At 61.1% G+C, this 12,730-nt stretch carries 8 protein-coding genes; 5 read left to right on the top strand and 3 right to left on the bottom strand.

Going from position 1 to position 12,730, the window contains the following annotated elements; all coding sequences use genetic code 11:
• Positions 1-108: 108 nt before the first annotated feature.
• Positions 109-1,038 carry a LysR family transcriptional regulator gene (locus POF45_RS05440; RefSeq protein ID WP_259495000.1) on the bottom strand — a complete coding sequence of 310 codons (930 nt, stop codon included), beginning with the start codon at positions 1,036-1,038 and terminating at the stop codon, positions 109-111.
• Positions 1,039-1,192: 154 nt separating this feature from the next.
• On the opposite strand from POF45_RS05440, the gene POF45_RS05435 reads away from it, so the two are divergent.
• Positions 1,193-2,422 carry an acyl-CoA dehydrogenase gene (locus POF45_RS05435; protein WP_259494998.1) on the top strand — a complete coding sequence of 410 codons (1,230 nt, stop codon included), beginning with the start codon at positions 1,193-1,195 and terminating at the stop codon, positions 2,420-2,422.
• A 112-nt stretch (positions 2,423-2,534) separates the two neighbouring features.
• Here POF45_RS05435 and POF45_RS05430 read toward each other — a convergent pair whose 3' ends face one another.
• On the bottom strand, positions 2,535-3,875 hold the full coding sequence (locus tag POF45_RS05430; protein ID WP_282315277.1) for a substrate-binding domain-containing protein: 1,341 nt from the start codon (positions 3,873-3,875) through the stop codon (positions 2,535-2,537).
• 192 nt (positions 3,876-4,067) lie between these two features.
• Positions 4,068-4,880, bottom strand: coding sequence for an exodeoxyribonuclease III (xthA, locus tag POF45_RS05425; protein ID WP_259494995.1), 813 nt, complete (start codon positions 4,878-4,880; stop codon positions 4,068-4,070).
• Between the two features lie 310 nt (positions 4,881-5,190).
• Between xthA and POF45_RS05420 the strand changes: the two genes are divergently transcribed.
• The 4 genes from POF45_RS05420 to POF45_RS05405 all read left to right on the top strand — a co-directional run bounded on the left by POF45_RS05420 (position 5,191) and on the right by POF45_RS05405 (position 12,714).
• A complete protein-coding gene (locus POF45_RS05420; protein WP_282315274.1) occupies positions 5,191-5,841 on the top strand; it encodes a GNAT family N-acetyltransferase in 651 nt (216 codons plus the stop codon).
• A 65-nt stretch (positions 5,842-5,906) separates the two neighbouring features.
• The gene (locus POF45_RS05415) at positions 5,907-7,634 is read left to right on the top strand and encodes an autotransporter assembly complex protein TamA (RefSeq protein ID WP_259494993.1); all 1,728 of its coding nucleotides are present in this window, start codon (positions 5,907-5,909) and stop codon (positions 7,632-7,634) included.
• Positions 7,631-11,302: a translocation/assembly module TamB domain-containing protein gene (locus POF45_RS05410; protein WP_282315273.1), complete on the top strand. Its 3,672-nt coding sequence runs from the start codon at positions 7,631-7,633 to the stop codon at positions 11,300-11,302. The genes POF45_RS05415 and POF45_RS05410 overlap by 4 nt, the downstream gene beginning before the upstream one ends.
• An 83-nt stretch (positions 11,303-11,385) precedes the next feature.
• Positions 11,386-12,714: an HdeD family acid-resistance protein gene (locus tag POF45_RS05405; protein ID WP_282315272.1), complete on the top strand. Its 1,329-nt coding sequence runs from the start codon at positions 11,386-11,388 to the stop codon at positions 12,712-12,714.
• Positions 12,715-12,730: the final 16 nt, after the last annotated feature.

The raw sequence follows: 12,730 nt of genomic DNA, 5'->3' as shown, positions 1-12,730 counted from the left end.
CGAGCCTGCTCCCACAGGGGATCTATGTCATGCACCCAATGCTGTGTTCACAGCAGATCAAATGTGGGAGCTGGCTTGCCTGCGAAGAACGATAACGCGGTCCAACGGTTACGCCTTGTCCAGCTTCTTCTCATGCGCCGTCACCTGCTGGCACAACTCGATCATCTGCTCACGCATCCAGCGGTTGGCCGGGTCCTGGTCGGTGCTTTCGTGCCAATACAGATGCGTCTCCACCGGCGGCACGTCGTTGACCGGCAAATGGAACCAATGCAAGTCATTACGCCGGGCAAAGCGTTCCGGCACGGTCATGACCATGTCCGTCTGCTGCAACACCTGGGACGCCATCAGGTAATGCTGGGAGCGCAGGGCGATCTTGCGCTGGATGCCCATTTTACCCAGCGCCAGGTCCACATGCCCGAGGCCGTTGCGGCGGCTGGAAATATGAATGTGGGTCATGGACAAATAGTCATCGAGCGTGAATTTCTCCTTGCCCGCCAGCGGATGCCCCTTGCGCATCGCACACACGTAGCGGTCCTCCATCAGTTTGACGTGACGTACCTGGGGGTCGGTGTTGAGCGGCGCATCCACGGCAAAATCGAGACGTCCGGCTGCCAGTTCCTTGGTGGTTTCCCGGCGTTTGGAGAGGAAACTCTCGATGATCACCGCCGGTGCCAGACGCCGCAGACGCTGGAACAGCGCCGGCAGGATCACCGCTTCGGTGAGGTCGGTCATGCTGATGCGGTAGGTCTTGACCGCTTGCAACGGGTTGAAGATGCGGCTTTCCTGCACCGATACCCGCAGCAGCGAAAGCGCATTGCGCACCGGCCCGATGATGTTCTGCGCCATCGGCGTCGGCACCATGCCCTGGGCGGTTCGCACGAACAAGGGGTCGTTGAAGGTCTCGCGCAGCCGGGCCAGAGCGTTCGATACCGCCGGCTGGGTGATGCCGACAATCTGCCCGGCGCGGGTCAGGTTGGCTTCGGTATAGATCGCGTCGAAGACGATGAAAAGGTTGAGGTCGACCTTGCTCAGATTCATTGCGCGGCTCTCTTATTGTACGGCTGACATCAGCCGATCATATATCGGTGATGAATGTTAATACACGCCGAGAATAGGCTAGGTAAATTTTCGTAGCTCATCTAGCATCAATCTCATGATCTAAACCACCGCTTTCCCAACAAGGTAGATGCTCATGGATTTCGCTTATTCGCCCAAGGTTCAGGAACTGCGTGAGCGCGTGACCGCGTTCATGGACAGCTACGTTTATCCCGCCGAAGCCGTGTTCGAGCGCCAGGTTGCCGAGGGCGACCGCTGGCAGCCGACCGCGATCATGGAAGAGCTCAAACGCAAGGCCAAGGCTGAAGGCTTGTGGAACCTGTTTCTGCCCGAATCCGAGCTCGGCGCCGGCCTGACCAACCTCGAATATGCGCCGTTGGCGGAAATCATGGGCCGTTCGCTGCTGGGGCCGGAGCCGTTCAACTGCTCGGCGCCGGACACCGGCAACATGGAAGTGTTGGTGCGTTACGCCAATGAAGAACAGAAGCAGCGTTATCTCGAACCGCTGCTGCGCGGTGAGATCCGTTCCGCGTTCGCCATGACCGAGCCGGACGTGGCCTCGTCCGATGCCACCAACATGGCCGCCCGGGCCGTGCGTGATGGCGATGAGTGGGTGATCAATGGCAAGAAATGGTGGACCTCAGGCGCGTGCGATCCGCGCTGCAAGATCCTGATCTTCATGGGCCTGAGCGATCCCGAGGCACCGCGCCATGCCCAGCACTCGATGATTCTGGTGCCGGTGGATGCACCGGGCGTGAAGATCGTCCGTCCGCTGCCGGTGTTCGGCTACGACGACGCGCCGCACGGTCATGCCGAGGTGCTGTTCGACAATGTGCGGGTGCCGTACGAAAACGTCTTGCTGGGTGAAGGGCGTGGTTTTGAAATCGCTCAGGGTCGCCTTGGCCCAGGCAGGATTCACCATTGCATGCGCTCGATCGGCATGGCTGAACGTGCACTGGAATTGATGTGCAAACGCGCGGTGACCCGCACGGCGTTCGGCAAACCGCTGGCGCGGCTGGGCGGCAACATCGACAAGATTGCCGATTCGCGGATGGAAATCGACATGGCGCGGCTGCTGACGTTGAAAGCGGCGTACATGATGGACACCGTCGGCAACAAGGTGGCCAAAAGCGAGATTGCACAGATCAAGGTCGTGGCGCCGAACGTGGCGCTGCGGGTGATCGACCGGGCGATCCAGATTCATGGCGGGGCAGGGGTGTCCAACGACTTCCCGCTGGCCTACATGTACGCCATGCAACGCACCCTGCGCCTGGCCGACGGCCCGGACGAAGTGCACCGTGCGGCGATTGGCAAGTTCGAGATTGGCAAATATGTGCCTAAAGAGATGATGCGTAGCGGGCACTGACTGGCACCGAGTCATCGTTCATCGCGGGCAAGCCCGGCTCCCACATGATTGCACTGAACCTGTGGGAGCCGGGCTTGCCCGCGATGGCGCCGGCTCATTCAGCACAGCAATATCAGTAAACCCAAACCTCAACCCGCCGATTCCTGATCCGCCCCTCATCGGCCGTGTTCGTCGCTACCGGCATCTCGGCGCCAAAACCACGAATCTCGCGAAACACCACGCCGCTTTTCACCAGTTCCCGCCGTACCGCCATGGCCCGCAGTTTCGATAGCAGATCCGCCCGTGCCGGGTCGTTCTTGGCGTCGCCGAACCCCACCAGCGTCACCTCGCGGTTTTCCTTGTTGTGCTGCTTTATATAGTCGAGCACCCGGGTCAGGTCCTGCCGGGCCTTGTTGTCCAGAGTCGCGCTGCCTTCCTCGAAACGAAAATTCACTGACAGCCGCTGGGCATGTCGGCTGAGCGCCTGATAACCCTCGGGCATCAGCGCATTCGGGGTGACAGTCATGGCCTGGACGGTCTGGGCGATAAAGCCGTTGGCCGCGACGATGGCCTGGCCTGTGGCGCTTTGCGCATACGCCACCAATGCCTCGGCCCAGGCGTTTTTGTTATTGGGCGGGAGGTAAAAGAACAACCGGCGCGACAGCGGATAATCCTCAGTGGCGATCAGGCTGTTGAGCGGCAACATGGCCTGGGATTGACCATCGACAATCGCCACGGCCTTGGCCTGGCGCACGTAGGGCAAACCGATGAAACCGATGCCTTGCGGGTCCTGACTGACTGCATCGGACAGTTGTTCGCTGGACTCGAAGCGTTTCGCGACACTGTCCAGACTTTGCCCGTGACTGCTCAGGACCAGTTCCTTGAAGGTGTCGTAGGTGCCTGATTGATCATCGCGCGCATATAAATGGATCGAGCCGCCGATGCCGCCCAGTTCTTCCCAGGTTTTGGCTTCGCCGCTGAAAATTCGCGCCAGTTGTTCGGTATCGAGCTGGTTCAACGGGTTTTGCGGGTGAAGGATGATCGCCAGGCCGTCGATGGCGATGACTTGCTCGGCGCCGGGACTTTTCAGGTTGCCCAGGGATTTGAGGTCGGTGAGTTCGCTGTCCTTGATCGGACGCGAGGAGGCTGCCAGATCGGCAGTACCATTTTTCAGGGCGTTGAACCCGGTGCTGGAGCCGTGGGCGGCCACCTCGATCACCACTCGGCGGCCTTGGGCGGTCAGCCCGACGACGCGCAATTCGTTGGCCTTGTCCGGGGTTTCGCTGTGAATCTTGTGCAGGCCTTGTTCGCGCAACAAGCCTTCGACCAATGCCGGGCCCAACGCCGCACCGATGGTATTGGAGCCCTGGATTCGCAGCACGGGGCCGCTTTCCGGGATCGGCAATTCGCCGGCGTTCGCCATCAACGGCAGGCAGGCACACGCCATTAACAGGAACAATCCGCGCAGCGTCATGCCGACACCTTATAAAGCCAAAGGAAGTGCCGGGAGAATAAGTCAGTTGGATTTCAGAAATATGACGATTGGCCAAATGTGGCAGCGAGCTTGCTCGCGAAGGGGCCATGTCAGTCATTATCAGTCGCTGACTGACCCACCGCCTTCGCGAGCAGACCTGCTCCCACATTGGCTCTTTGTGAGCCTTGGGGATCAGCTCAATTCAAGCCAGATCGGCGCATGATCAGAGGGTTTTTCCATCCCGCGCAGTTCGTAGTCCACACCCGCCGCTTTCACCCGTGGCAGCAGGCCGTGGGAGGCCATGATCACGTCGATGCGCAACCCACGCTTGGGCTCGTCCTCGAAACCGCGGCTGCGGTAATCGAACCAGCTGAAAGTGTCGGTAACTTCGGGGTTCAGGTGACGAAAGCTGTCCACCAGGCCCCAGTTTTTCAGGCGTGCCATCCATTCGCGTTCTTCCGGCAGGAAGCTGCATTTACCGGTTTTCAGCCAGCGCTTCATGTTGTCCGGGCCGATGCCGATGTCGCAGTCTTGCGGGGAGATGTTCACGTCGCCCATCACCACCACCGGCTGATCGTTGCTGAACTGGCTTTCGAGCAAGTGCTGCAAATCGTTGTAGAAGCGCTGTTTGGCGGGGAATTTGGTCGGGTGATCGCGGCTTTCACCTTGTGGGAAATAGCCGTTCATGATCGTCACCGGCACGCCATTGGCGTCGGCGAATGTGCCCCAGATGAAACGCCGCTGAGCGTCTTCTTCATCGGTGGCGAAGCCTTTGTGCAAGGCAATTGGCTCTTTGCGCGAGAGCAGGGCGACGCCGTAGTGGCCTTTTTGCCCGTGGAAATACACGTGATAACCCAGCGCCTGCACCTCGGCCAGCGGGAACTGGTCGTCATGGACTTTGGTTTCCTGCAGGCCGATCACGTCTGGCTGGTGCTTTTCGATCAGCGCTGCCAGCTGATGCGGGCGAGCGCGCAGCCCGTTGATGTTGAAGGAGACGATCTTCATGGTCGGCAGTCCTGGCAAAAGGGCGATGCTAGCTGACATGTGGGGATGGGGCCAGTGTGGGGTGAGGGGTTTGGTGGTTGTCTGGCTGATTTGTATGGGCTGTCATGGCCCCTTCGCGGGCAAGCCCGCTCCCACAGGTTACAGGTGTGGTCTATACCTTGTGGGAGCGAGCCCGCTCCGGGCGGCGTTCCGACGAAGGGGCCATGACGGGTGACATTCATTTCGGATCAACACGGAACTGTGCCGTCACAAACGGGCTCGTACCAACAAGAGCACAGCCATTCAAGCCGTGCCGGGGAGAATCAACGTTATGCCTGACACCTCGACCGCCATTGCCGATATCCACATGCTCGACAGCGGCTACAGCCGCGAAGTGCGTTCCCTGTTGTACCAGGCCTATCGGCACGAGCCGACGTTCAGTTATCTGTTCGAAGCCGAACGTCCCGGTTACGAGCAGCGAGTGCGTGCCACGGTGCGAGAACTGGTCAAGCAACACTTTTTGCAAGACTTGCCAGCCATCGGCCTGCTGGTCAACGACCGCTTGATCGGCATCGCCCTGATCGCACCGCCACAACGACGCCTGGGCATTACCGAAAGCTGGGCCTGGCGTTTGCGCATGGTGCTGAGTACCGGTTTTCGCTGCACCCGGCGCTACCTTGAATACCACGATGCCGTCACCGCGTGCGTGCCCACCGATTCGGTGCACGTGCTGCCGTTGCTGGGTATTCACCCGCAGTTCCAGGGCAAGCACTTTGGCGAGCAGTTGCTGCAAGCCGTGCATAACTGGTGCGCGGTGGATGAGCACTCCCAAGGCGTGATTCTCGACACCGGCAACCCTCGATACCTGGAGTTCTACAAACGTCAGGGCTATGAAGAAATTGGCGAAGTGGCGGTAGGACCGATCCGCGAACACGTGTTTTTTCATGCCAATCCGCAGGTGTTACAAACTGCAACGGCATAACGGTCGAACTTTTAGGACATGTCCGGCTCTATCACGCTCCCAAGCCCGTGATAGCATCCGCGCCTATGAAGTTTCCAGGAAGATTTACCAGTGGCGTGCTCATGCTGTTATCCAGCTGCACGGCGCTGGCGCAAAGTGAATTGGATGTACGGGTCAAACCGTCCAACGATGAACTGAAAGCCAATATAGAGGGCTATATCGGCAGCCTCGGCGATCGTGACGAAGAAGCCTTGCTGCGCTTCAGTCGCGGCGCCGAGGAGCAGGCGCGCAAGGCCGCCCAGGCTTTGGGTTACTACCAGCCGCACATCGACAGTGAAGTGAAGGGCGGCAAGAACCCGCGCCTGACGCTGAACATCGACCCTGGCGAGCCGGTCCATCTGCGCAACGTCACCGTGCGTATCGACGGGCCGGCGGCCTCGCTCAAATCCTTTCGCGTACCGCCTGCGGAGCTGCTCAAGCCGGGCGATGTGCTCAATCATGGTCACTACGAAGACGCCAAGCGCCTGATCCAGAATCAGGCTTCGCGCTTCGGCTTTTTCAGCGGGCGCTTTACCAGCCAGAAACTGTTGGTGGACCCGCGCGCCGGTGTCGCCGACGTCGAGCTGATCTACGCCAGCGGCCCGCGTTACTCCCTGGGCAAGGTGACTTTCGAGGGCGACACGCCGTTCGACGAAGACTTGCTGCAACGCATGGTGCCGTTCAAGGCCGGCGCGCCCTACGACTCCGAACTGATCGCCGAACTCAACCAGGCCCTGCAATCGAGCGGCTATTTCGAGGGCGTACGGGTGGACGCGGCACCGACAGCGTCCAAGGACGATGTGATCCCGGTGGCAGTCAAGCTCGATACCCGCAAACCACGAACCATGGGCCTGGGCCTGGGTTATTCCACCGACGTCGGGCCACGGCTCAAGGCCAACTGGACCCGGCACTGGGTCAACCCGCAGGGCGACAGTTATGGCTGGGAAGCCGAACTGTCGGCACCCCGGCAGAACGTCGGGGTGTTCTACGACATTCCCCTCGACCCACCGCTGACTGACAAACTGCGTTGGGCCGCCGGCTATCAATACGAAGACATCGATGGCTCCGACACCCTGAGTAAACTGCTGACGGTCGGCCCCGAGTGGCACAGCAAGTTGCCCAGCGGCTGGCAACGGGTGATCTCGCTCAAATACCAGCGCGAGGAATACACCCTGGGCGATGATTCGGGCCTGAGCAATCTGCTGATGCCCGGCATCAGCTATTCGTACCTCAAAAGTGACAACCGGATCGACCCGCACAACGGCTATCGCCTGACCTTCGAAAGCAAAGTGGCCAAGGAAGGGCTGGGTTCGGACAACAACCTGGTCTACGGCACCGCGTTGATCAAAGGCCTGACCACGGTCTTCGATAACCACCGTTTCCTTGCTCGGTTGCAGGTCGGCGGCAGCGCCACCAACGGCTACAAGTCGGTACCGCCGTCCCTGCGTTTCTTCGCCGGTGGTGACCAGAGCGTGCGCGGCTACGACTATCAGAGCCTGTCCCCGGAAAACTCCGAAGGTGACCGCATCGGTGGCCGTTACATGGTTGCCGGCAGCGTCGAATATCAATACTCCATCGCCGAAAAATGGCGGATCGCGACCTTCGTCGATCAGGGCAACTCCTTCAATAAACTCGAACTGCCCAACCTCAAGACCGGGGTCGGTATCGGCGTGCGCTGGGTGTCGCCGGTGGGGCCGATACGTGTCGACCTGGCCCATGCGCTGGACGACGACGGCGGCATTCGACTGCACTTCTCCATGGGGCCTGAGCTGTGAAGCGTGGTTTGAAAATATCGGCGTGGGCCATCCTGACGCTGCTGATGCTCATTGTCCTGGCGCTGGCCACGGTGCTGGGCAGCGCCACCGGCAGTCGCTGGGCGCTCGGTTTGGTGCCGGGTTTGACCGTGGACAATTTCCAGGGCCGACTCGGCGGGCAATGGAGTGCCGATCATCTGTCGTGGCAACAGGGCAGCAGCCGGGTTGAGCTGAACAAGCCGATTTTCGCCTGGTCGCCGCTGTGCCTGACGCGCATGGCGCTGTGCATCGAGCAATTGAAAGCCGATCAGGTCATTCTGCAATTCCCGCCGAGTACCGAAGAGAGCAGCGGCCCGATCACGCTGCCCGATTTGAAGCTGCCATTGGCCATTGAGTTGGGCGACGTTGAGGTTGGCAGTCTGCTGTTTAACGGCAGTGAGCAACTCAAGGGTCTGAAGCTGGCGGCGCACTGGACCGTCAAAGGCCTGCAGATCGATTCCGTGAGCTTGCAGCGCGATGACCTGAGCCTGAACCTGACAGGTCTGCTGCAACCCACGGGAAACTGGCCGCTCAACGCCGAGGGCACCTTGACCTTGCCGGCACCGGGCACCGGCCCTTGGGCGCTGGCGCTCAAGGTCGATGGCGACCTGCTGAAAACCCTGAACCTGAAAGCTGACAGCAGCGGCTACCTCAACGGCCAGTTGACCGGCGAGCTGCAACCGCTGGCCGACAACCTGCCGGCCAAGGTGCGCATCACCGCGGACGGCTTCAAGGCCAGCGCCGACCTGCCGGACACCCTGCAACTCAATCAGCTTGAACTCACCGGCGCAGGCGACCTGAAAAACGGTTACCAGTTGCTCGGCAACGCCACGTTGCCCGCCGAGCAAGGCCCGGTGGCGTTGTTGCTGCAAGGCAAGGTCGACGCCAAGGGCGCGCAGATCGCCGGCCTCGACCTCACGGCCAACGACAAGCAAAGCTTGAAACTCACCGGTAATCTGGACTGGAGCAAAGGCCTGAGCGCCGAGGCGAAAATCGATTGGCTGGACTTCCCGTGGCATCGTCTCTATCCACTGATCGACGAGCCGCAAGTGGCGCTGCGCAGCTTCAACGGCGAAGTTTCTTATACCGACGGCAAGTACCTCGGCAACTTCAAAGCCGCACTGGACGGCCCGGCCGGTGCATTCAGCCTGAGCAGCCCGTTCAGCGGCGACCTGACGAAAATCTACCTGCAACAATTCACCCTCGAAGCCGGGCAGGGCAAGGCCGAAGGCCACCTGAACCTGCAATTTGCCGATGGCATTGCCTGGGACACCGCGCTGGACCTGTCGGCGATCAACCCGGCGTACTGGATGGCGGAACTGCCGGGCACGCTGGCCGGACCGTTGCGCAGCAAAGGCGAGATGAAGAACGACACGCTCAGCCTGAGCGCGGACCTGGACCTCAAGGGCAAACTGCGTGGCCAGCCCGCCGTGATCCAGGCCAAGGCCGATGGCGCTGGCGAGCAGTGGAACCTCAATGCGCTACAGATTCGTCTCGGCGACAACAGCATCAACGGCAAGGGCAGCCTGCAACAGAAACTCGCCGGCCAGATCGACATCAAGATGCCGCGCCTGGCTCAACTGTGGCCACAACTGCGCGGTCAACTCAATGGCCAGGTCGACGTCGCCGGCACGCTCAAGGCGCCGCAAGGCAAGCTTGGTCTGCAAGGCACGCAACTGGCCTTTCAGGACAATCGCCTGCAAAGCCTGAATCTGGACGCCACCCTCGACAGCGCCCAGCGGGCGAAGATCGACCTCAAGGGCAGCGGTATTCAGGCCGGTGAGACCGCGTTGGGCGTGCTGACTGTCAGCGGTCAGGGCGACATCAAAAACCAGAAACTCAGCCTCGATCTGCAAGGGCCGCAGCTGAAACTGGCCCTCGGTCTGGACGGTGCGCTGGACAACGGCAACTGGCGCGGGCGTCTGGCCAGCGGCGATATCCAGGCCGGTGGCCAGGACTGGAAGCTGCAAGGTCCGGCGAAGCTGGAGCGGCTGGCGGACGGCAAGGTCAACTTCGGGGCTCATTGCTGGATGTCCGGCCCGGCCAGTTTGTGCGGCGAGGACCAGCGTCTGATGCCGGACCCGAAGCTGCGTTATCACCTCAAGCAATTCCCCATCGACAGCCTCGCGCAATGGCTGCCCAAGGATTTCGCCTGGCAGGGCAAGCTCAATGCCGACCTGCAACTGGACCTGCCGGCCAGCGGCCCGAACGGCCAGATCATGGTCGATGCCAGCGGTGGCACCTTGCGCATGAAAGAAAAGGACCAGTGGCTGGACTTTCCGTATCAGGCCCTGACCCTCACCAGCAAACTCACGCCCAAGCGCATCGACACCAGCCTCAATTTCGTCGGCGGCAAGCTGGGCGAGCTGATGGTCCAGGCGCAGATCAACCCGCTGGCCAAGAACAAGCCGATCAGCGGTTCGTTCCGCTTGAGCGGTCTGGACCTGTCGGTGGCGCGGCCATTTGTGCCGATGGTCGAGAAACTCACCGGGCGCCTTAACGGCAGCGGCACGATTGCCGGTGGGTTGCTGGCGCCGCAGGTCAACGGCAATCTGCAACTCAGCGATGGCGAGATTTCCGGCGCCGAGCTGCCGATGAGTCTGCAAGAACTGCAGCTCCAGGCAACGATTGTCGGCGAAACCGTGCGGCTCGACGGTGGCTGGAAAAGCGGCAAGACCGGGCAGGGCACGCTCAGCGGCAATATTGCCTGGGGCCAGGCGCTGATGGTCGACCTGGCACTCAAGGGCACGCAGTTGCCGGTCACGGTCGAGCCCTACGCCAAGCTGGACGTGGCGCCGGACCTGAAAATCTCGATCAAGGACAACAAGCTGGCGATCGCCGGCAAGGTGCTGGTGCCCAAGGGCGAAATCATCGTGCGCGAGTTGCCGCCGTCCACGGTCAAGGTCTCTGAAGATACGGTGATCGTCGGCCAGCAGACCGAAGAGGGCAAACCGCCGATGGCCATGGACATGGACATCGATGTGGTGGTGGGCGATGACAAACTCAGTTTTGCCGGATTCGGCCTGACCGCCAACCTGCAAGGTCATGTGCACATTGGCAACAACATGGACACCCGTGGCGAGCTCTGGCTCAACGACGGTCGTTACAGTGCCTACGGCCAGCGCTTGAGCGTGCGTCGCGCGCGTCTGCTGTTTGCCGGTCCCATCGATCAGCCGTATCTGGACATCGAAGCGGTGCGCGTGGTGGACGATGTCACGGCGGGCATCCGCCTGAGCGGCAGCGCCGAGCAGCCGACCACGCAGATATTTTCGGAACCGGCCATGAGCCAGGAACAGGCATTGTCCTATCTGGTGCTGGGGCGTCCGCTGACCAGTAACGGTGAAGACAACAACATGCTCGCACAAGCGGCGCTCGGCTTGGGCTTGATGGGCAGCGCCGGGGTGACCAGCGGCCTGGCCAAGGATCTGGGGATTCAGGACTTCCAGCTTGATACCCAGGGCAGCGGCAACACCACGTCGGTGGTGGCCAGCGGCAATATTTCGGAGAAGCTCAGCCTGCGTTACGGGGTGGGAGTGTTCGAGCCGGCCAACACCATTGCCTTGCGCTATAAACTGAGCAAGAAGGTCTATGTCGAGGTGGCCAGCGGTGTGGCCAGTTCGCTGGATATCTTCTACAAACGGGATTTTTAGGGCCGCGTACGATATTCCCGTGATGTATTAGACTCAACGGCAATAAAGAGCCGCAGGTCCCCCGGCGTACAGAGCGAGGTCATATGGTTCGTTTGAGTGTGATCTTGCTCGGTAACGACTTCGTCCGCAGACGCTGGTCGACGCTTGCTTTGGTGGGCGTTGCCTGGGGGGTTGCCGGCATCGCCATCTTCATTGACGCGCTGGATGGCGTGACCTACTTCCCGCTGCACGTCTTCGGCTATCTGTTGCTGGTCGAGGCCTTGATCATCCTGCTCGTTCCCACCCCTCAAACGGGTACGGCATCGGCCTTGCGCAGGGCACGAGGCGTGACTTTCCTGATATTGGGCCTGCTGATTGTCGATTCGCATCATGCGGCGAGCCTGATTCTGGCAGTGCTTTTTGGCGTGGCGTTTTTTGCCGATGGCTGCTTTCGTCTGGCCGCGGCCGTGGTGGTGCGTTTCAGCGGCTGGCAGCTGGCACTGCTGACGGGGCTGTTTGAAATAGCTTTTGCGCTGTTCATCCTCGAACCGTACCCGACGCTCTACGCCGGCACCGTGCCGTACTGCATCGGCATGAGCATTTTCCTGTCGGGATGTGTGTTGTTGCGGCAGGCCTTTCGACTCCGGGGCTGGCAGTCGCCGACCACGCCATCCGTCAACCGCGAGACTGCTCCCGGTCCGCGCCCCGACGCGCTGGTGATCCACGTCTGGACGCCCGGCGGCACGGCTGAAGACAGCGTGGTGAGCAATCCACTGCTCAGCCGTTATATCGCGGCGGTGGACATCAAGGGCGTCGTTTCAGCTGGCCACGCCGCCCTGGAATGTGGCCCGGACCTCTACATCAGCCATTACCCGGCTGACGACATTGACCGTTCGACGGGTGATTTCGTGCGCCTGTTGCGGGCCACGCCGAACAACGATGTGGCCGGCCGGTTTCTGCCCAGCTATTCGAGCGAGGTGGCCGAGTGGTGTGAGTCTTCGGTGCAAGTCCGTTTCGAACGCTACGACGTCGTGCGGTTGAAGGCGTTCTGGGCTGATTATCAGCGCAACACCACTTACAACCTCACCAGCCGCAATTGCTCCAGTGCCGTCGCGCATAGCCTGGAGGCTGCCTTTGAAGGCGCGATGAATCGTGGCCATTCGAGCATGATGGATTTTGCCCGGGTGATCATGAGCCCTGAGTTCTGGGTGGCGGCGCAACTGCGCAAGCGGGCAGAAGCCATGGCCTGGACCCCGGGCCTGCTGCTCGATTACGCGTTGGCCTTGCATGCGGCCATCGAGCCAGCACCGCCCGGCTGGTACAGCGTATCGGCGAGTATCAAACGCGCCAGTGGTTACGCGGCTGATGCCCTGCGCGGGCGTGCAGTGCATCCCGTGCAACCGCCTCCTGTCGAACCTCCCGACCCGTCCTGAGTGCGGCAGGCGCATA

This window comes from Pseudomonas fungipugnans, assembly GCF_029955235.1.
In the GTDB taxonomy this organism is placed as follows: Bacteria; Pseudomonadota; Gammaproteobacteria; order Pseudomonadales; family Pseudomonadaceae; genus Aquipseudomonas; species Aquipseudomonas fungipugnans.
This window is presented reverse-complemented; position numbering and strand designations above follow the sequence as displayed.